The 22,861-nt window shown below is 35.3% G+C and carries 23 protein-coding genes; 9 read left to right on the top strand and 14 right to left on the bottom strand.

Features of this window, described 5'->3' with window-relative positions:
* A complete protein-coding gene (locus HMPREF0634_RS03030; protein WP_007788855.1) occupies positions 1–1,158 on the bottom strand; it encodes a cysteine desulfurase family protein in 1,158 nt (385 codons plus the stop codon).
* A gap of 231 nt (positions 1,159–1,389) precedes the next feature.
* Complete coding sequence (locus HMPREF0634_RS03025) at positions 1,390–2,031, bottom strand: hypothetical protein (RefSeq protein ID WP_040565692.1); 642 nt, start codon at positions 2,029–2,031, stop codon at positions 1,390–1,392.
* A gap of 199 nt (positions 2,032–2,230) precedes the next feature.
* Between HMPREF0634_RS03025 and HMPREF0634_RS03020 the strand changes: the two genes are divergently transcribed.
* The 5 genes from HMPREF0634_RS03020 to HMPREF0634_RS03000 all read left to right on the top strand — a co-directional run bounded on the left by HMPREF0634_RS03020 (position 2,231) and on the right by HMPREF0634_RS03000 (position 6,622).
* Entirely contained in the window at positions 2,231–3,280 is a 1,050-nt protein-coding gene (locus tag HMPREF0634_RS03020) for an IS30 family transposase (protein ID WP_007788876.1), read from the top strand.
* A gap of 847 nt (positions 3,281–4,127) precedes the next feature.
* Positions 4,128–4,415 carry a hypothetical protein gene (locus HMPREF0634_RS09830; protein ID WP_007788897.1) on the top strand — a complete coding sequence of 96 codons (288 nt, stop codon included), beginning with the start codon at positions 4,128–4,130 and terminating at the stop codon, positions 4,413–4,415.
* 60 nt (positions 4,416–4,475) lie between these two features.
* On the top strand, positions 4,476–5,018 hold the full coding sequence (locus HMPREF0634_RS03010) for a C39 family peptidase (RefSeq protein ID WP_050786337.1): 543 nt from the start codon (positions 4,476–4,478) through the stop codon (positions 5,016–5,018).
* Between the two features lie 12 nt (positions 5,019–5,030).
* Positions 5,031–5,894 (top strand): hypothetical protein, encoded by an 864-nt coding sequence (locus tag HMPREF0634_RS09320; RefSeq protein ID WP_007788895.1) that lies wholly within the window; start codon positions 5,031–5,033, stop codon positions 5,892–5,894.
* 14 nt (positions 5,895–5,908) lie between these two features.
* Entirely contained in the window at positions 5,909–6,622 is a 714-nt protein-coding gene (locus tag HMPREF0634_RS03000) for a hypothetical protein (protein WP_040565691.1), read from the top strand.
* A 217-nt stretch (positions 6,623–6,839) separates the two neighbouring features.
* On the opposite strand, the gene HMPREF0634_RS02995 is transcribed toward HMPREF0634_RS03000, so the two are convergent.
* The gene (locus HMPREF0634_RS02995; protein WP_050786340.1) at positions 6,840–8,048 is read right to left on the bottom strand and encodes an IS256 family transposase; all 1,209 of its coding nucleotides are present in this window, start codon (positions 8,046–8,048) and stop codon (positions 6,840–6,842) included.
* A 162-nt stretch (positions 8,049–8,210) separates the two neighbouring features.
* Entirely contained in the window at positions 8,211–8,672 is a 462-nt protein-coding gene (tnpA, locus tag HMPREF0634_RS02990) for an IS200/IS605 family transposase (protein ID WP_007788888.1), read from the bottom strand.
* Positions 8,673–9,022: 350 nt separating this feature from the next.
* Between tnpA and HMPREF0634_RS02985 the strand changes: the two genes are divergently transcribed.
* From HMPREF0634_RS02985 to HMPREF0634_RS02970, 4 genes are all read left to right on the top strand, one after another.
* Positions 9,023–9,976 carry an AEC family transporter gene (locus tag HMPREF0634_RS02985; protein ID WP_007788831.1) on the top strand — a complete coding sequence of 318 codons (954 nt, stop codon included), beginning with the start codon at positions 9,023–9,025 and terminating at the stop codon, positions 9,974–9,976.
* A 132-nt stretch (positions 9,977–10,108) separates the two neighbouring features.
* Positions 10,109–10,759 (top strand): trimeric intracellular cation channel family protein, encoded by a 651-nt coding sequence (locus HMPREF0634_RS02980; RefSeq protein ID WP_007788858.1) that lies wholly within the window; start codon positions 10,109–10,111, stop codon positions 10,757–10,759.
* 11 nt (positions 10,760–10,770) lie between these two features.
* Entirely contained in the window at positions 10,771–11,256 is a 486-nt protein-coding gene (locus HMPREF0634_RS02975; protein WP_007788822.1) for a PH domain-containing protein, read from the top strand.
* Between the two features lie 2 nt (positions 11,257–11,258).
* Positions 11,259–12,815, top strand: a complete 1,557-nt coding sequence (locus HMPREF0634_RS02970) for a PH domain-containing protein (RefSeq protein WP_007788864.1) — start codon at positions 11,259–11,261, stop codon at positions 12,813–12,815.
* 104 nt (positions 12,816–12,919) lie between these two features.
* On the opposite strand, the gene HMPREF0634_RS09480 is transcribed toward HMPREF0634_RS02970, so the two are convergent.
* The 10 genes from HMPREF0634_RS09480 to tsaD form a co-directional block, all read right to left on the bottom strand.
* Positions 12,920–13,087, bottom strand: coding sequence for a FeoB-associated Cys-rich membrane protein (locus HMPREF0634_RS09480; RefSeq protein WP_083799379.1), 168 nt, complete (start codon positions 13,085–13,087; stop codon positions 12,920–12,922).
* A gap of 29 nt (positions 13,088–13,116) precedes the next feature.
* Complete coding sequence (gene feoB / locus HMPREF0634_RS02965) at positions 13,117–15,267, bottom strand: ferrous iron transport protein B (RefSeq protein ID WP_007788853.1); 2,151 nt, start codon at positions 15,265–15,267, stop codon at positions 13,117–13,119.
* A gap of 27 nt (positions 15,268–15,294) precedes the next feature.
* Positions 15,295–15,528: a FeoA family protein gene (locus HMPREF0634_RS02960; RefSeq protein WP_007788880.1), complete on the bottom strand. Its 234-nt coding sequence runs from the start codon at positions 15,526–15,528 to the stop codon at positions 15,295–15,297.
* Positions 15,529–15,643: 115 nt separating this feature from the next.
* Positions 15,644–15,862, bottom strand: coding sequence for a FeoA family protein (locus HMPREF0634_RS02955; protein ID WP_007788817.1), 219 nt, complete (start codon positions 15,860–15,862; stop codon positions 15,644–15,646).
* Between the two features lie 313 nt (positions 15,863–16,175).
* The gene (locus tag HMPREF0634_RS02950; protein ID WP_040565690.1) at positions 16,176–16,832 is read right to left on the bottom strand and encodes a hypothetical protein; all 657 of its coding nucleotides are present in this window, start codon (positions 16,830–16,832) and stop codon (positions 16,176–16,178) included.
* A 188-nt stretch (positions 16,833–17,020) separates the two neighbouring features.
* Positions 17,021–18,274 carry an NAD-specific glutamate dehydrogenase gene (gene gluD / locus HMPREF0634_RS02945; RefSeq protein ID WP_007788874.1) on the bottom strand — a complete coding sequence of 418 codons (1,254 nt, stop codon included), beginning with the start codon at positions 18,272–18,274 and terminating at the stop codon, positions 17,021–17,023.
* 294 nt (positions 18,275–18,568) lie between these two features.
* Positions 18,569–18,736 carry a DUF362 domain-containing protein gene (locus HMPREF0634_RS02940; protein WP_007788886.1) on the bottom strand — a complete coding sequence of 56 codons (168 nt, stop codon included), beginning with the start codon at positions 18,734–18,736 and terminating at the stop codon, positions 18,569–18,571.
* A gap of 392 nt (positions 18,737–19,128) precedes the next feature.
* A complete protein-coding gene (locus HMPREF0634_RS02935; protein WP_007788824.1) occupies positions 19,129–19,764 on the bottom strand; it encodes a redox-sensing transcriptional repressor Rex in 636 nt (211 codons plus the stop codon).
* A gap of 129 nt (positions 19,765–19,893) precedes the next feature.
* On the bottom strand, positions 19,894–21,825 hold the full coding sequence (locus tag HMPREF0634_RS02930; RefSeq protein WP_007788842.1) for an ABC-F family ATP-binding cassette domain-containing protein: 1,932 nt from the start codon (positions 21,823–21,825) through the stop codon (positions 19,894–19,896).
* A gap of 15 nt (positions 21,826–21,840) precedes the next feature.
* Positions 21,841–22,860 carry a tRNA (adenosine(37)-N6)-threonylcarbamoyltransferase complex transferase subunit TsaD gene (tsaD, locus tag HMPREF0634_RS02925; RefSeq protein ID WP_007788833.1) on the bottom strand — a complete coding sequence of 340 codons (1,020 nt, stop codon included), beginning with the start codon at positions 22,858–22,860 and terminating at the stop codon, positions 21,841–21,843.
* Between the last annotated feature and the right edge of the window lies 1 nt (position 22,861).

Genomic DNA, 22,861 nt, shown 5'->3' with positions numbered 1-22,861 from the left:
TTATCTCCTATTTTTCTTGGCAAAAAACCTAATCATTTCTATGTGTTTTTGTAGTTTTTCAACTACATAGTCCATCTCTTGTCTGGTATTTTCCTCTGACAGGCTAAACCTGATTGTTCCATCCACCTGGGCAGGACTTAGCCCTATAGCATTTAGGACATGACTCCCCTTTTTCTTGGCTGAGCAGGCAGACCCTGTAGATACATAGATACCTTCGTCATCCAAATAGTGGAGCAGAACTTCTCCCTTTACACCGTCAAAACTGATATTTAATATATGGCAGGCCCCTCTCAAGAGGTCGGTGTTTAACTTTATTCCGTCTATCTTCTGGGAAATTCTCATATATAGGTAGTCCCTGTTTTCCCTAATCTTTTCTATCTTACTGTCAAGGTCTTCAAATAGGATATCTATAGCCTTACCTAGGCCGTATATACCCGGCACATTTTCAGTACCAGACCTCAGATCAAATTCTTGACCACCGCCTGTCAACAGGGGTTTGAACCTATTAGGGTCCTTGATATACATAAAACCTATCCCCTTGGGTCCATGAATCTTGTGACCACTTACAGTCATAAAATCAGCCCCTATATCCTTCATCTTGAAGTTTATCTTACCATAAGCCTGGACAGCATCAACATGGAAAAATACCTGGTCATGTCTGGATACTATCTCGCCAATCTGCTGGACTGGTTGGACAGACCCCAATTCGTTATTCACATACATTATACTTACCAGACAGGTCTTGTCTGTTATAGCCTCTTCCAATTCATCCACATTTACCAGACCGGTTTCATCTACACCTAGGATAGTCACCTCAAAGCCTTCCTCTTCAAGTGACCTCACAGTATTTAAAACTGCTGGATGCTCTATAGATGAGGTGATTATGTGGTTTTTTCTCCTCTTGTTTAGTCTGGCCACACTTCTTATAATGGCATTATTACCCTCTGTTCCTCCTGATGTAAATATTATAGATTTATCTTCAACTCCAATTGTATTTGCTATATTCTCTCTTATCTTCTTTATCTTTTTTTCAACCAAAAATCCCTTCCTGTAGGCAGATGATGGGTTGGCAAAATCATCCCTAAGGGCCGTGCACATCTCATCTACTACTTGATTATAGGGTTTTGTAGTTGCGCTGTTGTCTAGGTATACCTCCATAAAATCAACTCCCTTTCAAACCTTAATTATATCATATCTTGAGCTATTATATAAGATTTCAAGCATTATTATACAATGAAATTAGGATGTTTTTCCATACAGTTCACAAATTATCCACAAAAAAATATATAGCATCAAGGATAATTTTGTCTCATCGCTTTATAACTTTGAGAGCTTTTAATTACCCTTGACACTATATATCACACGTTAAAATGTATTTACAGAAAATTATTATATATATGTTTTTATATTCTTATTATAAATCATATCTATCAAGTTTATATTTTTTTTATCATACTCACGATAAATAGATAGCCTCTCTCTCATTTTTAAGGTGTCAGATGGCCAGCCAGCTATTAAAAAGGCATTTATTTCTCTATCAAGATCATTTATTATTGGATCATGTGATGTACATGACCAAATATACCATTTATTATTTCTTTTATGTAGAACTACTTCATAGTCCACAGAAGCTATACCTGGTTGGTCAAAATCTGAACTAGTCTTATCATAAACATAGTACACTTCATTTAGTCTGACATAAGCCGTGTTCATATTTATGGTAACAAGGTGAGAATTAAAATTTTTGGATGTATGCTTTAGAGTATTAGGTGTGTAGCCTGCATATCTAAGAGCCCTTTCTCTAATTGAGTTTCTCTTTTTAAAATAATATGTGAAGACCTTTGACTCCTTATCAATTAGCCTAGTATCGTAATCACTAAAATAAGAATTGTATGAATTAGATATAAAAGTCTCTGCTATAGAAGATACTTGCCTCTTTTCTTGATTTAAAAACCACAACCTGGTAGGTAATGATATTATTATTATCAATAAAGTTATCTGTAACAAAAGTTTTTTTGTATTTAATTTCATAAAACCACCCTCTTCATATCATTATAGTATAAAATCTAAAAATAGTAAATATTAAAATTATATTTATTTAAGCTTCACTATTCTATTTATTTTTATGGTTGATTGTATAATCAATTTGTACAACTGAATAAAAAATGATTCATTGTGAATCCTGTGTTAAAATATAAGTCACCACACAAATATATACAGGAGGACCACAATGAATCAACTTAATTTTAACACAGAAAAGAGAAACTTTAAACACCTAAGTGAGTATGAAAGAGGAGAAATTTACGCCATGGTCGAACTAGGACACTCAATATCCTCAATTGCCAGGCATTTGAACAGATCAAGAACTACTATTTACAATGAGCTTAAACGTGGCAGGGTAGAACAAATAAGAAATGGACACAAGGTTACAGTATACTACCCCGATGCAGGACAAACACAGTATGAAAAAAACAGAAAAAATTCAAAAAAGAAGTTCAAGGTATTAGAATGTGTAGATTTTATCAAGTTTGTAGATGAATCATTTAAGGAACAATGCTGGTATTTAGATGAGTGTTATGGTAGAGCAAAGTCAGAGAAGATATTCAAAAATACAGTATGCACAAAGACACTATACAAGTATGTTGAACTAGGTTTTTTGAAGATAAAAAACACTGACCTGCCTCAGAAACTTAAAAGAATTCCAAAGTCTACAAGAATTCGTATAAATAAGAGAAAGTTTGGAAAATCAATATCTGAAAGACCAAAACATATAGAGCCCAGAAAAGAATTTGGACATTGGGAAATAGATACTGTAATAGGCAAGAAAACATCAGACCAAAATGTTTTGCTGACGATAATAGAGAGAAAATCTAGATACTATAAGGTTATCAAAATAGATTCTAAGTTCTCAAAACGAGTAAATGACGCACTTTTAGATTTTATAATGGAAAGCAAAACAAAAGTTGCCGAAGTATTTAAAAGCATAACAAGCGACAATGGTTCAGAGTTTTCAGGGCTAAGTGACCTTGAATCACTTGTACCTATGTACTTTTGTCACCCATACTCTTCATTTGAAAGAGGCAGTAATGAAAGACACAATGGGATATTGAGACAATTCATTCCAAAAGGTAGAAGTATTAATGACTTTAGTGAGGATGAGATTATGTATTTTGTTGACATAATAAATGCTAAGCCTAGAAAAAATCTAGGATACAGAACACCTGAAGAAATCTTTGATGAAGAGATGGATAAAATATACTCTACGAGTGATGTGGCTTAAAGTATAGAAGCCCTCTTTTAAATATCAGTTTACTAGTCCTAAAATAGCACTCAAGACTAAAATGAATAGGCAAGGCCTAGTCTTGACATATATTTTAGGACAAGTGCCGATATTTTTGCAAGAGTGGCAAAAAAGTGTACAAATTGATATTGCAATTTACGATCCTTTTTAATATATAAGGAAGAACTATTAGCATATTTAGATGCAAGTAGTCTAATAATTCACCTTACAAAAAACATATACTTATGTTACACCATACATTGTTAATATATAAAAAATTTGACAAAAAATATAATCAACTATATAATAATATATATTATTATTATGTTTTTTATACTCTGATTTATAACTATAATGCAATAATGGCTACTTATAAAATTTAATTTTTTAAGAGGACATTTATTATTTGTAGAGTATAGAAAGTTTTTAAAAATAGAATTTTCTATTATCAATTTAGATAAGTGATATGAAGAAGTTCTACTGATACTTATAGATAATAAAGCAAAAAATAATCGAAATATCTAGGTTAAAATTATGATACTTATCCGGCTGTTATATTTACACAGAAAAGCTGAATAACACCACGTAATAAATGCTTTAAAGGATTGCATTATTAACCGAAATTTGTTTTATAAGGATTTAATGCTAATTGGATAGAGTGAAAAAATATTTAGATAGTATTGTTTTGACATAAATACTGTATAGAGGGTTTTATGTATTTGAAAAGTACAATGTGCATATGAATAGTAGGTTAAAGATATTTTATAATAAATTTGTTATATAACATATGTAGGTATAATAAATTATTTAAAATATGAATATTATTAGTATTTTAGGAGGTATATATATGAAAAAAGTTAGATTTTTAGAAAGTAAGAAATTGATCGCTGTTATTATGTCTTTATCGTTGGTTACAACTTTTTTATTAGCAAATTCTTATGCAGTTACAGATATTAATTATGATAAGAGCGAAATAATATTAACAAGAGCAGAATCTAAAGGTAAATGGATAAAAGGAAGTAATGGTAAGTGGTGGTATAAACACTATGATGGAACATATACGAAAAATGATTGGGAAAAAATAGGTGGATATTGGTACTATTTTGATGAGAGCGGATGGATGGTTACTGGTTAGAAAAAAGTTAATGGAGATTGGTACTATTTTAATCAATATGGAGAAGGTAGTGAAGGACAAATGAGAACTGGTACTATGTATAAGAATGGAAAAAAATATGTGTTCAATAAAGGAGGCTCACTATATATAACAGAATTGGATGTTTCGAGAGTTAGACAAGCGAGAGATAAATGGTGTTGGGCAGCAGCATCTGAATCTGTTGGAGGCTATAATCTCAATAATTACAGAGATCAGTACGATATAGTAAATTATATAAAAGGATCTTCTTCAATTAATGAAGGAGGAACAAATGATGAGATAATGAGAGCTATAAATTATTCTTCTATGAACATGAAGTCGGCTTCTGTATATGGTGAACCGTTTTCGTTCAGTAGAATAGTAAGTTCAGTTGATTCCTTGAAACCTTTTGTAATAATAATGCGTTGGAATAGTGGTAAGGGGCATGCTATTGTTTGCTCAGGATATAATTCAAATAATAGATTAGTGTATTGTGTTGATCCATGGGAAGATACAACAAACACATACTATTCATATAGTGATTTAGTTAATGGAACACATATAGAAACAGGTACTGGAACATTTGAAGATACAATTTATTATTAAGGGGGTAATATTATGAAAAATAATAAATTTTCTGCGTTAATACTATCATCAATCATTAGTATTACAAGTATGGTTTTTTTTGCCTTTAATAAAACATACGCAATCACCTATGATAACCTACAAAAAACAGAGTTAAAGAATTTACATGGATGGACAAAAATAAATGGCAAGTGGTATTTTACAAATAATAGTGGTAAAAAAGTAAAAAGTAGTTGGCTCTATAATCATGATAAGTGGTATTATATGACGCATGATGGTAGCATGAAAATTGGTTGGTTGAAGTATAATAACAAATGGTACTATTTTGATGAAAATGGTGCAAATGTGAACTTGGCTTGGAGAAAAATCAGTGGTGACTGGTACAGGTTTAAGCCTGATGGTTCTATGGTTACAGGCTGGATAAGTGTTTCAAAGAGTATATACTACGCAGATATCAGTGGTAAATTAGTTACAAATAAGACAATGAATATAGATGGATTTGATTATACTTTTGATAAGGATGGACGAGCATATGGTACAAACTCCAATAAAATAGAAAGTATTTTGTCCAATATAATGTACGATGATGTAGATAATATATATGTATCCTTAAATCCACCTGTTAAAACATATAAAGTAAAAAAAGATGATATTAATTCTGTGATATCTCTTGTAAATTTAATTAAATTAAATTCTATTACTCAAAATAATAAATCAGAAATTAAAGACTTTACAGGTGGTGGTGCAAGTGTAAATATTGTTTTGAAGGATTCAAATATTATCAGATTCTCGTTAAATGGAAATAAGTTTAGGATTAGTTACGCAGAATATATAAATCAGGATAATAGTTGTAAAAATCTTGAAGAATTATTGTATGCTTTATGTGAGTCTAACTAAATAGGAGGGAAAAGATGAAAAGTAGAATAAAAAAAATTATTGCACTCTCAATGCTAGTTTTATTATTTGCAGGAACTTATGCAAATGGTTATATGGAATCTAAGCATTTCGATCTATTTACCGAAGCAAAAGAATCAAAACAGATAAAAGAAGATGAGAATAAATTAGTAAAATTTATTAAAGGTAATAATTTGGAACTTGACAATAAAGAACAAATTGATTACAAAAATGCGATAAAGATTTATACTGATATAAACATTGATAAAGATTACAATTTAAAAAACTTATATGAGGATCTAAATCATAGTGCGTATATTTGGAGTATACCAATAACAGATAAATTTTATAGAGCGGAATATGCAGAATCAAAACCATTAAACGAGAGTATAAAGCATCTTCTCACAAAAGAAGAAATATTAGAAATCAATTCTAACCAAGGAAGGTACAAGCTATTTCGTTTAAAAACTTATGATAAAGAATTGGTTAACTATAAGAATATCGTTGATAATTTGATAAATAAAAATGATTTAAATAGAGATGATGTAAAAGTTAAATTTATTGGAAATTTGAATAATAATAGATATTTAAAGGCAGTCGTATTTGTAAATAAACAGCCTAAATTTATAGTCCCTTTTGAATTGAACATATCAACTAGATCAACAACTAGAGATAGCGATGGTTACATAATTACAGATTTTAATAAATATCTTGCGGATAATAGTAAATAGTTTAGAATGAATATATAAGGGTGTGTAAAAAACTGTGCGAGAGTGTAGAATTTTTTCTGTAAATTTGCCTTCTATGGCAATTTTGTCAATTTAGACAACTTAAATTTATATAATAAGTGACTTCAGAGTTGGCTTTCAAAAAGCCTGCTCTGTTTTCATAATATTATTTATTTTTTTGCATGTCAAGAAAAACTGACGTTTTCAGTTTTTTTACATATTAATATCCAATACGTTCTTCGTACATAATTGATAACTCTCCGAAAATCACTCCCCAATTTCTAATAGGATGAGTCCATTTCCTGCTTATTCTCTCTATCGATAGATACAATGCCTTTTCTAACGATAGTTTAGTTGAAAATACACTCCTATTTCTGTTTAATCTCTTAAATTGAGAATTCAAGCTTTCTATCGCATTTGTTGTATAAATTACCTTCCTTGTTTGAGGTGAAAATTTAAATATTGGTGTTATGCAGTCCCAATTTACGTACCATGATTTCATTGCATTCGGATATTTTTCAGACCATTTTTCATCCACAGCATCTAAGTTCTGTCTAGCCTGTTCTTCATTGTTAGATAAATATATGCTCTTTAAATCACTTGCAAATTCCTTCTTGTCCTTATAGGATACATATTTCAATGTATTTCTAACTTGATGTACTATACATCTTTGGTATTCTGTATTAGGAAAGGCTGCATTAATTGATTCTTTTATACCTGATAAGCCATCTGCACAAAGAATTATTATGTCCTTGAGACCCCTGTTTTTTAATTCATTGAGGATTGAAAGCCAGTATTTTGATGATTCTGCATCTCCGATATACATTCCTAGAACTTCCTTTAAGCCATCTTTATTTATTCCTAAAACTATATATGCAGCTCTCTTTTTTACTATGCCTGAATCTTTTACTGAGAAGTGAACAGCATCGATGTATATCACCGGATATATAGGATCCAAAGGCCTATTTTTCCATTCCTCTATCTTTGGTATTACCTTATCGGTAATATCTGATATTAGAGATTCTGATAGCTCAAATCCATATATATCTTCTATTTCCTCTATTATGGTTTTATTACTCATTCCAGATGCATAAAGGTTTATTATCTTCTGCTCAATTTCTGATATATCCTTTTGTCTCTTTTTCACTATCTGTGGCTCAAACTCTGAGTCTCTATCCTGAGGGACGTTAATTTCAAGTTCTCCCATTGAACTTCTGACTTTCTTAGTCTTATATCCGTTCCTATAATTACTTGATTCATCTTCTCGAGTATATTTTTCATAGCCAAGATGTTCATTCATTTCTGCTTCTAGCATGTCTTGCAGAGTTTCTCCTAGTAAATCTTTTAATGCTTCCTGAATATCTTTTGCAGTTTTGATATCATAAGTCTTAATTAATTCACTTACAATATTTTTCTTTGCCGGATCCATTGGTTCTTTTTTTCTTCTTCCCAATCATGACCACCCGTCCAACGGGTGGTTTGCACAAGGGCTATAAGCCCAAGGGTTACCGGCCAGCGTCTAAAGGCGCTGGCTTTCACTCTGTTCAAGCTCGGCCTTTGACTCGTCGCCACCCTTTAAAGGGTATTTGTACTACTTGCCATCCCTAAAGGGATCTTCATATTCTTTGACACTCAATTTATCAATGGCTATATCATGTTTTTCCTGTTCTTGAATATACTTCTTTATAGTTGCTTCATTCAATCCAACTGTACTTATATAGTATCCTTCAGACCAAAAATGCCTATTTCCAAATTTATATTTTAAGTTTGCGTGTTTGTCAAATATCATTAGTGCACTTTTTCCTTTGAGATAACCCATAAATTGTGATACACTAATTTTAGGTGGTATACTTACTAGCATATGTACATGGTCTGGCATAAGATGACCTTCTAGTATTTCTACACCTTTATACGAACATAATTGTCTCAGAATTTGGCCTATACTTTGTTTATACTGATTGTATATTATTTTTCGCCTGTATTTTGGTGTAAATACTATATGATATTTGCACATCCATTTTGTGTGAGATAAGCTGTTCGCTTTATTAGCCATAAAATCACCTTCCTATTCGTATTATTGAGCTTGAACAATTCAATTATACTACGGAATGGTGATTTTTTTGTATAACATCTGTCGCGCACCCGCATAGCGGGTGGATTATTGTTTCGCACGCTTTGCGAGCTCAACAGGGACACGTCCCTACATTTTAAAAGCCCTCCTATGATAATTATATTTTACCATAGAAGGACTTATTTTAATTTACAGAGTTTTTTTGCATACTCTTATTGATATTGCAATTTACGTATTTATTTTTATTAAAAACTGTACTCAAATACCACATTAAAATAGTTGTAATTTACATACCATTTTTGTATACTTAGTATATAAAGGAGATGTTTATTTTGAGTAGCTTTATTTTCGCATTAAACTCGACTCTTCCAGTCTTCCTGGTAATCCTAGTAGGAAGATTTTTTATGAAGGTTGGTATAATAAATGAGGAATGGACAAGGATTTCTGACAGGATGGCCTTTAGGTATGCCCTGCCCGTAGTCCTGTTCCTAGATATAGCCAAGATGGATATACATAAGGACCTGGACATGACCTTTATCATATTCTGTATGGTATCTACAACGGCCATGTTTTTTTTAATTTACCTGATAAGCATGGTTTGCCTAAAAGACAAGACCATGGTGGGGTCATTTGCCCAGGGGGCTGTCAGGGGTAGTGCTGCCATATTGGGTATACCCTTTGTAACGAATATATATGGTGATCCAGGGATGGTACCCCTGATGATACTGGCAGCCGTACCCTTGTTCAATGCCTATTCGGTTGTCATCTTGACCATTTCATCAAGAAAGTTTTTAAGTGGTTCCAAGACAAAAATTCAGTACAGGCTGATTCTAAAATCAATCTTTAAAAACCCCCTAATCAGGGGCATCTTGATTGGTTTTCCATTTTGTATACTCGGCATCAAGTTGCCACCTATCTTGGACAAGAGTTTGACCTCTATAGGAACCATGGCAGTACCCCTAATGCTAATATCAATAGGGGCAGACTTCAAGATGAGCGACCTGACTGCAAAATTCAAGCCGTCAGCCATAGCATCTACCATAAAGTTGGTGATACTACCACTAGCTGTACTTCCTATAGCCATCTATATGGGATTTAGGGATTCAGCCCTGATAGCTATCCTGGTCATGCTAGGAGCACCTTCAGCAGTGTCTGGATATATAATGTCCAAGGCTATGGACAATGACTATGTCTTGATGTCAAATATAGTGGTCATGACCACCCTATTATCATCAGTGACCTTTACCTTCTGGATCTTTATCTTGAGGTATATGTCCTTGATATAGGAATACTAGTCATTTAATAATGTAAATAAGAGCCTTGTATTAGCCAGTAGATTTATTATGCCTGGCTAGGACAAGGCTTAATATATAAGGTAATTATAAAGATTTTCCGGATTAAGTAGAGGGAGGAATAACTTGTTAATTTTTGCAATTGAAATATTAGGAACTATAGCCTTTGCCGTATCAGGCTCAGCATTGGCTATAAAAAAGCAAATGGACCTACTAGGGGTCATTGTTTTGGGCCTGACCACTGCTATAGGCGGTGGAATTATCAGGGATGTCATAATCGGAGTCATACCCCCTTCTAGCGTCCAGGATACCATATATGCCAAGGTTTCTATAGCCACATCATTGTTAGTCTTTCTAGTGGCCTATATATACCGTGATAGGCCCATCAAGTATAGTTTCAAACTGGTCTACAACAACCTTCTTTTGGTATCTGACTCTATAGGTCTAGGCCTCTTTACAGTTGTAGGTATAAATGCAGCCTATCACAGGTTAAATTCACCCGGATTCTTCCTCCTAGTCTTGGTTGGTGTGGTTACGGGTGTAGGAGGTGGCCTGGTAAGGGATATTATGGCTGGGGACAAGCCCTATATCTTTGTCAAACATATATATGCATCGGCCTCTATCCTGGGTGCTATAGTATGTATATACCTATGGGATATAAGCGGCCAAAGTATAGCCATGCTGGCCGGAACATCAACAGTCTTTTTGATAAGGTTCTTGGCAGCCCGCTTCAAACTAGACCTGCCTATAATTCAGGGTCATAACTTTAAAGAATAAGGAGAGTATTTATGATAAACAAAAATGACTACAATAAGATACCGGCAAGGGCTCGGTATAGTATGATATTTGGATCTGCAATAGGCCTTGTTATAGCCCTTGCCATCATAGTATCTATATGGCAAATACTACATATATTTCCAATACCCAAACCAGTATTTTTCTGGTATAAGTGCATAGGAGGCCTGATTATAGGCTATCTAGGTCTATACTTGATATTGGAGCCAACGTTGGGTTATAAAAGACACCTATACAGGATTAATGATGAAAGTATAGATATTATAAAGGGTGTATTTTTTATAGAACACACAGTAATACCTATTCGTAGGATGCAGCAAATAGATATCAGCATAGGTCCCATTAACAAGCTGTTTAACCTGGCTGATATAAGCATAACTACCGGTGGTGGTGTGGCCAGTATAGACTTCTTGCCCCTAGACCAGGCAGATCTCCTGGCTGAAAACCTAAAGAAAAAAATTAATGAAAGGGTGGTCTAGGTATGAAATTCAAGAACCATCCAATAATACTTTTAAAACCCATTCTTGCTATCATGGGTTTTCTTGCCTGGCTTACCTTTTCAATAATAGAAGAGATAGTTGAGGGTGACCTTAGCCTTATTGAGTTATGGACTGATCTAGGTAAGTACTTGACAAGAGATATGATAGGCTATATTTTAGACCACAAGATACCTTCTCTTATGTTTGCTGGAATGCTTGTAGTCATCATGCTTTTTCTACTTAGGTCATTTTTTGAATGGAAGAATTCCTCTATAAGCCTTGGTCAAAATACCCTATTTTATACCAGGCAGGGGCTTTTGGGTAAGGTTCACAGGGAAGTCAACTTCTCCAATATAGCTAATGTAAATATTCGTTCAGGAATTATATATGGTATATTGGGATTGAGTGTTTTGACTATAGATATAGATTCTTCGGCAACTGCCAAAGAACTGGACTATAAAATATACCTATCCAAAAAAAATGTCCAGATATTTAAGAACTGGGTTCTGGACCCCAATAAGAGAATAGAAGTCTCTTCTGAAAAAAATGAAAGTCTTGCTATCGAAATAGAAGGTCCTAGTGATAAAGAGAATACTCTTGTAGAAAGTGATTTAAATGAAGATAAAAAAGTCGATTTAAGGCCAAAATATAGGGGTAACCAACAAGACCTGGCCACATATACTTTTATGTCAAAAGATGCTATACGCCACTTTTTCTTGGATATTAGTGTTTTTAATATTGTTCTCTTTGTAGCAGCTATAATTGCCCTAATAACCAAGGTGCTGGCCTTATTCGCCATAGCCAACCTCGGTATGATAAAGACTTTTTCAAGTAAGATAGATGCCCTTTACCAATTTAAGGTCAAGAGGTATCCAGACCATATACACATTGAATATGGCCTATTCAACCTCAAAGACTTTACTATACCAATAGAAAATATATCCTCTGTAGCTTGTCATAAGTCGATTATAGCAAGAATATTTGGTTACAAGTGCCTAACCCTTGACGCTATAGGATATGGCAACGAAGTGAATGAAAATAGACTTCTTTCACTATATATGAAAAATGATTCTATAAATACCTTTATGGAGAGAGTCATACCAGAGTTCACCCTGGATGAAGATGAGAGTGATTATATACTTAAACCAGTAAGTATCCTAAAATACTATGGCCCCCTATTCACTATCAGTTTCCTCCTTATATTTGTAGTAATTGGCCTACCCCTGGGTAAGTACTGGACAGGACTAATAGGCCTGCCCTTAGCCCTAGTCGCTAGCCTATATAAGTTTTTAGGACGTAAGATAAAACTAACAGATAAGGACTTGATAATAAAAAAAGGTCTCTTTTCATCTCAAACCCTTATCATACCGATTAATCAAATAGATATGTTAACCATAAACCAAAACCCTGTCTACAAGAAGTTGGGGCTTTACTCGCTCACTATATATAAGAGGGATCCCAAGACGGGAAAAACTGTTGTAGATACTGGTCCCTATCCGGTTGGTATATTTGACCAGCTAATTGACTACTACATCAATGGTGAAATTCCTAGCCAATAAATAACAAAAATAAAAAGATAGTGCCAAGAATAAATTTTTCTTTAGCACTATCTTTTCTATTTTCCTAACCTAGACCTGGAAGTGGTCTAAGTATACATAACAATTTAGTTTTCTTTTTCCTTAGGACCACAAGAACTACAGTAACCTCCACAGCCATCTTCATGACCACAGCCACAAGCTCCCTTCTTCCTCATTCTCTTGATAGCAAAACCAACTGCTACCGCTATTACTGCCAATACTATTAGTGTTGACACCATTGAAGTATTTCCCATGTCTACACTTCCTTTCAAAAAATACCTTACTAGTTATTTTCTGGTACGGCTCTCTTAGCTTCAACCTTATCAAACTTAGGTTTTCTAAACATTGCATAGATCATAGCAACTAAAATCACTACTGCTACACCTGTCCATACTGTTGGAGCTGCACCCATTACTAGTACATTACCAAACTGATATACCATTAGGGCTATTGCATATGCAAAGCACAACTGGTAGGCTACAGCGAACCAAGTCCACTTAGCACTGTTCATTTCTTCCCTTAGAGCACCAACTGCTGCGAAACAAGGTATGCATAACTGGTTGAATAGCATGAAGCTTAGGGCAGATACACTTGTAAATAAAGTAGCTGCATAGCTTATTACTCCTGCATCATCAGCGCCAACTTCACCTAGACCAGCAACAACACCCAATGTACCTACTACTACTTCCTTGGCTATTAGACCTGAAGCTGTTGCAACTGTGGCTGCCCAGTTACCAAAGCCTAGAGGGCTAAAGATTGGTGCTAGAGTTTTACCTATAGCTTCAAGGAGTGAATGACTATTGTCAGAGAACTCAACAAATTCAAAGCTAGTAGATATATTCTTTAAGAACCAGATTACTACTGTTGCAACTAGGATTACAGTACCGGCCTTTACTATGAAGGCCTTAACCCTATCCCATAGTGTTCTTAGAACATTTGAAGCAAGAGGCATATGGTATTCTGGTAGCTCCATTACGAATGGTGCTGGATCTCCTGCGAACTGCTTAGTCTTCTTTAACATCAAGCCTGAGATTATAACGGCTAATATACCTGAGAAGTAGCAAACTGGGGCGAACCACCAGCCCTTGCTGCCTGCAAATATCGAAGCTGCAAATAGGGCTATTATATCTGTCTTGGCACCACATGGCATGAAAGAAGCAACCATAATAGTCATCCTTCTATCATTGTCATTTTCTATAGTCCTAGTAGCCATAATACCTGGTACTGAACAACCTGTACCTATAAGGATAGGTATAAAAGACTTACCAGATAGACCAAACTTACGGAAGATCCTATCAAGTATGAAGGCTATTCTTGACATGTAGCCTATATCCTCTAGGATAGCCATAAATAGGTAAAGTGTTGCGATTATAGGTAGGAAGCCAAGAACTCCACCAACACCGCCTATGATACCGTCTACAACTAGGCTGTTTACCCAAGGAGCCACTCCAGCTCCCTCTAACATCTTACCTACGTTACCACCAATTATTTCACCAAAGAACACATCATTTACCCAGTCTGTAACTGGACCACCAACAACAGTTACTGCCACATAGTATATCAAGAACATCATGGCAGCAAAGATTGGTATAGCCAATAGTCTACTAGTTACATACTTGTCTATCTTATCACTTGTAGTAAGACCAGCTCTTCCCTTGCTTACTGTTCTTGCAACTACATCTGTTATATATGTATAACGTGCATCTGTTATGATACCTTCACCATCATCATCAAAGTCTTCCTCAGCCCTTGCTATAATTTCGTCGATATTATTTCTTTCAACAGAAGATAATTCCAATTTTTCTGTAGCCTTTGTATCCTTTTCAAATAGCTTAACAGCATACCATCTCTTGTATTCAGAATTTGCTAGACATCCTGCACTAGCCTCTATGTCTGATAGGACCTTTTCAAGCTTTTCATCATAGACATTAACTACTTCGTGCTTTCTTCCAGCAACCTGCTTAGCAACCTCAATTACCTTGTCTATATTCTTACCTCTAAGGGCAGATATTTCAACAACAGGATAACCAAACTCTTGGCTTAGCTTGTCAGTATCAATCTTGTCACCATTCTTTTCAACTACGTCCATCATGTTTAGGGCCAATACCATTGGTATACCTATTTCTGATAGCTGAGTTGCCAAATAAAGATTTCTCTCTATATTAGATGCATCTATAACGTCAACGATTACATCTGGCTTTTCATTAATTAAGTACTCTCTACTTACTACTTCCTCTAAAGTATATGGTGATAAAGAATAGATACCTGGCAAGTCAGTTATATTAACTTCCTTGTCCTTCTTATATACACCACCCTTTTTTTCAACCGTTACACCTGGCCAGTTACCAACATACTGGTTAGAACCTGTCAAGGCATTGAACAAAGTTGATTTACCACAATTGGGATTTCCCGCTAAGGCAATTGTTATGCTCATTTTATTCCCCTTTCAATTCTCAAAATATTATACGTTGATTTCTTCTACTTCGACACATTCTGCATCTTCTCTTCTTAATGACAGTTCATAACCTCTTACTCTAATCTGAACTGGATCTCCAAGTGGCGCTACCTTCCTGACATAAATTTCAGCATTCTTAGATAGCCCCATATCCATAATCCTTCTCTTTAAAGGACCTGCACCATGTATCTTTTTGATTACATAGTTCTTGCCTACTATGGCTTCTCTCAGCGTTGTCATAATACTCCTCCTACCTTTTTATTTTTTCGTTGATATTGATAATATATATCGTCAATATAGCATAAAAATGAACCATACAGTCCTACCGTATCGCTCATTATGCTTTTAACTACATTTATACAGGACTTACCATTATCTTTTTAGCCAAATCTGGCCCAATTGCAACCCTACTATCCTTAATATTAATTATAAGGTTACCCGCATTTTCAGCTACAACAGTAACATTGGCATCGACAACAAACCCCATATTAGCTAATAGCTTTTTCTGATCTCCTTCGATTTTAATTTTTAAAATTTTCAGTGCTACTCCCATTGGTGCTATGGACAAATTCATAGTAGTTCCTCCTCCCCAAACTGTAATTAAAAGCGTTGAATTGCTTATGAAAAAGACTTAAAACCTTTATTTCTACATCTTAGTATAAAACATTCAGTAGTATATGTCAATAAGTTATGATAGTTTTTATCTCTTGAAGAAGCGAGTCATGCTAATACTTCAATCAATTTTATTATCAATATATTCAGACTATTATTAATATACATTTATTATAGTGATATTTACTATATTATTTGTCAAGTCACTATAGTATATCAAAAATTAAGCCAAAACCACAAGTGTTTATATCTCTAAATATACAAAGACACTGGTTTTATTGAACCAGCGTCTCTATAATCTCTCTCTGTATATTTATTCTTCCCTTATATTTCACAAGTACCTGGAGCCTCATGACATCATTAGCTATACTTGCCTTCCTGATACTTATATTAGGTGCATTTACCTGGACATATATCTTCTTGTCCTCTATCCTAATATTTCCATAACCAGTTTCCTTTAATTTAGCTAGGACCCTACTTATCATATTTTTTGATAGGTTGACCTTACCCAACTTGGCTTCTTCAACCTTAAATACTAATTCATTACTGGTATTTGACAGGCTGGCTTCTATATCTACCTGACTATTCCATAACCACAACTTTACCGGGTATTTTATCAATATACGGTCACCCTTTAAGCTATAGCTAGCCTCCTGCATTTCTGCATTCCCATTGTGGGCCAAGGCATATTTAAGTAGCTTCTTGAAATTATAATCATCAATTTTTATTTCAGATACTAGCTTGCCCTTGTCCAGACTGATATTACCCAAAACCTCTCTATTATATGAGTCTATATCAACATTGTCTGATACATTCCACAGTCTATCATCATTTTTAAGTCTGTCACTAGGCTTTAAAAAATAGGTTACCGTCAGCATTAACAAAGCAAATAAAACTGTCAACCCTAACAATATCTTTATTATCTTCTTCATAGCTTCCCCTCCACAGTTTTATTATACCACACTACGATGATTATATCTTCCCGGAGATAAAAAAAGAGTCACCAGTAAAACCAGTGACTCTTGATTATTCAGTTGTAATTCATATACTGTTTAACGACTATATCTTTAGCCCTTATATGTATTTAGAAATTTACAATATACTAAATATTATTTATATTTTAGTACCATCCTCTAAGCTTCATAGCAGTAGCAACTCTCTTTACAGAATGCATGTAAGCAGATTCTCTCATAGTTACTCCGTATTCTTCCTTTATAGCCCATAGAGCTTCGAAAGCCTTAACCATAGCTTCGTCTTCCTTAGCTTCTACTTCAGCTTCTGACCAGTAGTATCCGTATAGGTTCTGTACCCATTCGAAGTAAGAAACTGTAACTCCACCAGCATTAGTTAAGATGTCTGGAGTAAGTATGATACCCTTTCTGTTAAGAACTTCGTCACCTTCTGGAGTAGTAGGACCATTAGCAGCTTCACAAACAAGCTTAGCCTGGATCTTTTCAGCTACAGCAGCGTCTATAGAGTTTTCAAGAGCAGCTGGAACCACAACGTCTACCTGTGCAGACCAGAATTCGTCCATAGATATCATCTTAGAACCTGGGAAGTCAACTAGGTTACCCTTTTCAGCTCTGTAATCCCACATAGCCTGGAAGTCTAGTCCATCTTCCTTGTATATAGCATATGGTCCAACTTCCTTAGCCCATTCAGCTACAGCAACAACTGTTCCGCCTAACTTCTGGATGTTCTTAACTGTGAAAGCACCAACGTTACCGAATCCCTGAACAGCTATCTTAGCATGAGTCATATCTATACCCATCTTCTTAGCAGATTCTCTTACTGTAACAGCAACACCGTATCCAGTAGCTTCGTTTCTACCAAGAGATCCACCGAATTCAACTGGCTTACCAGTTAATACACCGATAGAAGAAACACCAACTAGCTTGTTATATTCGTCAACCATCCAAGACATTATCTTACCGTTTGTATTTACGTCTGGAGCTGGAACGTCAACCTTTTCACCGATTAACTTATAGATACCATCGATGTATCCTCTAGATAATCTTTCTAATTCACCTTCAGATAGTTCAGATGGGTCAACTATGATACCACCCTTACCACCACCGTAAGGAATACCAGTTACTGAGCACTTGAATGTCATCCATATAGAAAGCGCCTTAACTTCTTCTAGAGATACGTTTGGATGGAATCTGATACCACCCTTAGTTGGTCCAACTGCATCACAGTGCTGAGATCTATATCCCTTGAACACCTTTATAGAACCGTCATCCATCTTAACTGGAATGTTAACTTCGATAACTCTTCTTGGTTCCTTTAATAGTTCATAAACCTGTGGTTCCATTCCTAACTTGTCACAAGCATTCTTAACCTGAGCCTGTGCCATTTCAAATACATTTGCCATTTGTAAGCCTCCTTAAATTTAAGATACTCTAAATTTTATTTATTCCAGAAAAACATATTTTAAGCACAAAAAGTGATTCGAAAATCCCTTTCCTGTGCTAAAGAAACATTTTCCTGCCCTAATAGAATTATAACACATGTAAGTTAAATAGTGTATAATAATTTATATTTTAACAATATTTTTTGTCCTATATTAATTATCTTAAATGATTAAAAAAAATACCGAATGTGTCTCCACATTCGGTAGTCATAGGGCCTTTATTGGGTCCCTTAAATTCTAAATTTGCTCTTGCTATTATTCTGGCTGAGGAGCATCAACTGGACAAACACCAGCACATGATCCACAATCGATACAAGCTGAAGCATCTATAGTGTAGATATCTCCTTCAGATATACAAGATACTGGACATTCAGCTGCACAAGCACCACAAGCTATACAAGAATCTTTAATTACATATGCCATTTTCATTTCCTCCTAATTAATTATATTTTATCGATAGACTTATTATAACAAAGTCTCTGTCTTTTTGCAATTGATTTTTTAAAAAAATAAAAAAATTTATTAACACTTATAACCCTTGTTATTACTCGTTTTTTTATTTCCTATTTTTATCAACTTTCCATGTATTTTATATTAATTGAGAATTGAATATCTATAATGATTTACTTTCATTATCAGTAGTTATGTATTTTCATCCAGTATTATACGATCTACATACTATTTATCCATTATATTATAACTTCGACTATAAACCCTTATTATTCTTTTAAAATAATATATAAAAAAAAGATATAGGATTAAGGTCTAGCCCCTATCCTATATCTACATATTCTAATTATAATATCTAATTAAATTTAACCTTCTAAATTTTCCTTCATCAAGTAAGAAAGGGTAAATAAACTCTCTGTCAAGTTTACATTCTCTACTATAATGTCACTTGGTACTTCAAGGTCTATTGGAGCAAAATTCCAAATACCCTTTATACCAGCCCTAACAAGTTTATCCGCTACAAGTTGGGCACCGTTTTTAGGTATACATACTATAGCTATATCTACATCATTCTCCCTAACAAACTCTTCTACATTATCTGAATCCATTATTTCAAAATCTCTGATCTTTAGACCTATCATCTTTGGATTAGCGTCAAAGACTGCTATTGTTTCAAATCCAGCAAGTCTAAAACCAGTATAGTTAGTTAAGGCCTGACCCAGGTTACCAGCACCTATCAAAATTGCACGGTACTTCCTATCCAGTCCAAGTATCTTACCTATTTCCTTGTGAAGAGCCTCTACATTATATCCATATCCTTGCTGACCAAAACCACCAAAGTTGTTCAGGTCCTGTCTAATCTGAGAAGCTGTAAATCCTATTATTTCACTTAATTCTTTTGAAGATATCCTCTGCACATCTTTTGACAATAAGTCTGCCAAATATCTATAATACTTAGGTAATCTCCTGATTACGGCCATCGAAATATTCTTATTTCCCATTCTAGTCCTCCTAGTATCCTATATTTTATAAAGTCATAAGCTGATTCTTGTTAAAAAAGAGTCAACTCTAGCATTTTACACAATTATAATATATATTATACCCCATTTTCGATAAATTTAAAACACTTTTTATCCTATTATTTGTTCCCATTTATCGTATAATTTGGATAAACGCTTTTCAAGGTCACTTTTTTCCTGATTGACCTCTTTCATACGCTCTGGACTAGTGTAGACCTCTTCTTGACAAAGCATATGGTCTAGACCACCGATTTGTTTCTCAGTTAATTCTATTTCGACTTCTAAATCTTTTATTAGTTTTTTGGCCTTATTTTCATTCTTTTTAAGCTCTTTTTCCCGTCTTCTTTCTTCCCTTATCTGGGTCTTCGTCTTGCTTACCTGGTCTTCCATATCAGCCAAGTAGCTCTTTTCAGACTCCTGTTTCTTCTTATTTTGATAATATTCGTAATTACCCAAATATTCTTCTACCCCATCTGGTTTAAGTACCAGGATTCTGTCGACAACTGTGTTAAGGAAATATCTATCATGCGATATGGTTAATAGGGTCCCTTCGTATTCTTTTAGGGCATCTTCAAGAACTTCCTTCGAATCTATATCCAGGTGATTGGTAGGCTCATCCAGTAGTAGGAGGTTTGACCTTGATAGGATTAACTTTAATATGGCAACCCTGGCCCTTTCACCACCGCTCAGACTCCTTATGCTTTTGAATACATCTTCCCCTTCAAATAGGAAGGCTCCCAAGAGGTTCCTAACCTCTGTTTGGGTCATATGAGGATTGTCATCCCAAACCTCGTCTATAATAGTATTTTCCAAGTTTAGGGACTTCTGTTCCTGGTGGAAGTAGGCTATATCCACCCCTTGACCAAGCTTGTAGTCACCATGGTCCTGACTTTCATCCCCCATAATAATCTTAAATAGGGTGGACTTACCTACTCCGTTTGGCCCTATCAAGGCAACCTTCTCCCCCCTATATAGGTCAAAGTCCACACCCTCAAATAGCTTTCTATCATCAAATGACTTGGCCAGGCCCTGGACCTTTAGGACATCATTACCACTATGGTGTCTTAGGACAAAGTTAAACCTAGCCTTTTTTCTCAGCTCTTGTGGTTTTTCTAATCTATCTACCTTGTCTAGCATTTTTTCCTTAGACCTGGCCCTCTTAAGGTGCTTTTCCCTACCATAGGCCTTGAGTCTTTCTATTGATTCTTCCTGCTTTTTTATGTCCCTTTGCTGGTTTTCATACTGCCTTAGCCTTATCTCCCTATTGATCTTAGCCTGTTTCTGATAGTCTGTATAGTTTCCATTATAGGTCGTCAGGTGTTTGTTTTCCATTTCAAAAATCCTGTTTACAGACTGGTCCAGGAAGTACCTATCATGAGAAATAATCATTATAGTTTCCTCATAAGACCTTAAAAAACCTTCCAACCATTCTATGGCATCAGCATCCAGGTGGTTGGTAGGTTCATCTAGTAGCAAAAGTGACGGCTTGCTCAGAAGGAGTTTGGCTAGTAAGACCCTGGTCTTTTCTCCTCCTGACAGGACATTTACAGGCTTGTCCATTTCTTCATCACTAAAGCCTAGACCCTTTAAAGTTCCTCTTACTTCACTCTTATAGGCATATCCATTATTTTTTTCAAATTCCTCATATTTTTTACCATAGGTGTCCATGGTCTTTTTTAATTGGTCTCCCGATGAACCCCCCTTGTCAGATAGACTGGCTATCTGGTGTTCCAAACTCCTCAGTTCTTCCTCTGCCCCTATAAGGTCAGAGAAGACAGAGACTACTTCATCATATATAGTCTTTTCCGAGTAAAAGTTGGTATTCTGTTCTAAATACCCCAACCTACAATTCTTTGAGGTAAAAATTTCCCCCCTATCATGGGGTAATATACCTGTTATCACCTTAAATAGGGTCGTTTTTCCAGTACCATTTACCCCTACTATACCTATCTTGTCCCCCTCATTTACCGAAAAGGAAATATTTTCTAATATGGTCTCCACTCCAAAAGTCTTGGAGACCTTATTACACGATAACATTATCATAGACCTACCCCCATTCTATTCCTGGTCTATCTTTAGGTTAGGAAGGGCATTTAGGTCCATGCTATCTCTCCTACCCGCCATATACCTATAGTAACCTGCACAGGCTATCATGGCTGCATTGTCTGTACAAAGGACTAGGGGTGGATACCTTAAATCTATACCTTCTCTGGCACATAGGTCTGCCATCTGGTCTCTTAGGCCAGAATTTGATGCAACTCCACCAGATAGGGTTATAGTCTTGTAGCCCTTATCCTTACAGGCCTTTATCGCCTTATCAGTCAAGACATCTACAACCGCGGCCTGAAAAGATGCACAGACATCCTCTGGAACGACCTCTATATTCTTCATCTTCATTGAGTTTAAATAGTTTAATACAGAAGACTTAAGACCACTAAAACTAAAGTCATACCCCTCCTCATGGATACATGCCCTCGGAAAGTCTATGGCCTTGGGATTACCCTTTTTGGCAAGCCTGTCAACTATAGGACCACCAGGATAGCCTAAATTCATGGCCCTTGCAACCTTGTCAAAGGCCTCACCAGAGGCATCATCCTTGGTTTTGCCCAAGATTTCATACTTGCCATAGCCATTTACTTCTACAAGGTGGGTATGGCCACCTGATACTATCAGGGTGATAAAAGGAGGTTTTAGGTCCTTGTGTTCTATATAGTTGGCAGAAAGATGGCCCTCTATATGATTTACACCAACAAGGGGCTTGCCTAGTCCAAAGGCCAAGGCCTTGGCATAGGATAGGCCCACTAGTAAGGCTCCTACCAAACCGGGACCATATGTAACAGCAATATGGTCTATATCATAAAAAGTCATACCAGCTGTATCCAGGGCCTCCTGGACTACCGGATCTATATTCTCTATATGCTTTCTGGATGCCACTTCTGGCACTACGCCTCCGAATTTTTTATGTATATCTATCTGAGTAGATATGATATTGGCAAGGACCTCCCTACCATTTCTAGTGATGGCACAGGCTGTTTCGTCACAACTACTCTCTATAGCTAAAGTTATAATATCACTCACT

It is taken from the genome of Peptostreptococcus stomatis DSM 17678 (genome assembly GCF_000147675.1).
Classification (GTDB): domain Bacteria; phylum Bacillota; class Clostridia; order Peptostreptococcales; family Peptostreptococcaceae; genus Peptostreptococcus; species Peptostreptococcus stomatis.
The sequence above is the reverse complement of the archived record's forward strand: the minus strand, read 5'-3'. Positions and strand labels throughout refer to the sequence as shown.

What these genes read in the sequence shown, in the direction of transcription:
- HMPREF0634_RS03000 (WP_040565691.1), top strand. Translation starts at nt 5,909, where the DNA reads ATGAAAAGTAGAATAAAAAAAATTATTGCACTCTCAATGCTAGTTTTA.
- HMPREF0634_RS03030 (WP_007788855.1), bottom strand. Translation starts at nt 1,158, where the DNA reads ATGGAGGTATACCTAGACAACAGCGCAACTACAAAACCCTATAATCAA.
- HMPREF0634_RS02935 (WP_007788824.1), bottom strand. Translation starts at nt 19,764, where the DNA reads ATGGGAAATAAGAATATTTCGATGGCCGTAATCAGGAGATTACCTAAG.
- HMPREF0634_RS03025 (WP_040565692.1), bottom strand. Translation starts at nt 2,031, where the DNA reads ATGAAATTAAATACAAAAAAACTTTTGTTACAGATAACTTTATTGATA.
- HMPREF0634_RS02940 (WP_007788886.1), bottom strand. Translation starts at nt 18,736, where the DNA reads ATGGCATATGTAATTAAAGATTCTTGTATAGCTTGTGGTGCTTGTGCA.
- HMPREF0634_RS02955 (WP_007788817.1), bottom strand. Translation starts at nt 15,862, where the DNA reads ATGAATTTGTCCATAGCACCAATGGGAGTAGCACTGAAAATTTTAAAA.
- HMPREF0634_RS03020 (WP_007788876.1), top strand. Translation starts at nt 2,231, where the DNA reads ATGAATCAACTTAATTTTAACACAGAAAAGAGAAACTTTAAACACCTA.
- HMPREF0634_RS09480 (WP_083799379.1), bottom strand. Translation starts at nt 13,087, where the DNA reads ATGGGAAATACTTCAATGGTGTCAACACTAATAGTATTGGCAGTAATA.
- HMPREF0634_RS03010 (WP_050786337.1), top strand. Translation starts at nt 4,476, where the DNA reads ATGAGAACTGGTACTATGTATAAGAATGGAAAAAAATATGTGTTCAAT.
- feoB (WP_007788853.1), bottom strand. Translation starts at nt 15,267, where the DNA reads ATGAGCATAACAATTGCCTTAGCGGGAAATCCCAATTGTGGTAAATCA.
- HMPREF0634_RS02975 (WP_007788822.1), top strand. Translation starts at nt 10,771, where the DNA reads ATGATAAACAAAAATGACTACAATAAGATACCGGCAAGGGCTCGGTAT.
- HMPREF0634_RS02960 (WP_007788880.1), bottom strand. Translation starts at nt 15,528, where the DNA reads ATGACAACGCTGAGAGAAGCCATAGTAGGCAAGAACTATGTAATCAAA.
- HMPREF0634_RS02995 (WP_050786340.1), bottom strand. Translation starts at nt 8,048, where the DNA reads ATGGATCCGGCAAAGAAAAATATTGTAAGTGAATTAATTAAGACTTAT.
- HMPREF0634_RS02950 (WP_040565690.1), bottom strand. Translation starts at nt 16,832, where the DNA reads ATGAAGAAGATAATAAAGATATTGTTAGGGTTGACAGTTTTATTTGCT.
- gluD (WP_007788874.1), bottom strand. Translation starts at nt 18,274, where the DNA reads ATGGCAAATGTATTTGAAATGGCACAGGCTCAGGTTAAGAATGCTTGT.
- tnpA (WP_007788888.1), bottom strand. Translation starts at nt 8,672, where the DNA reads ATGGCTAATAAAGCGAACAGCTTATCTCACACAAAATGGATGTGCAAA.
- HMPREF0634_RS09830 (WP_007788897.1), top strand. Translation starts at nt 4,128, where the DNA reads ATGAAAAAAGTTAGATTTTTAGAAAGTAAGAAATTGATCGCTGTTATT.
- HMPREF0634_RS09320 (WP_007788895.1), top strand. Translation starts at nt 5,031, where the DNA reads ATGAAAAATAATAAATTTTCTGCGTTAATACTATCATCAATCATTAGT.
- HMPREF0634_RS02970 (WP_007788864.1), top strand. Translation starts at nt 11,259, where the DNA reads ATGAAATTCAAGAACCATCCAATAATACTTTTAAAACCCATTCTTGCT.
- HMPREF0634_RS02930 (WP_007788842.1), bottom strand. Translation starts at nt 21,825, where the DNA reads ATGATAATGTTATCGTGTAATAAGGTCTCCAAGACTTTTGGAGTGGAG.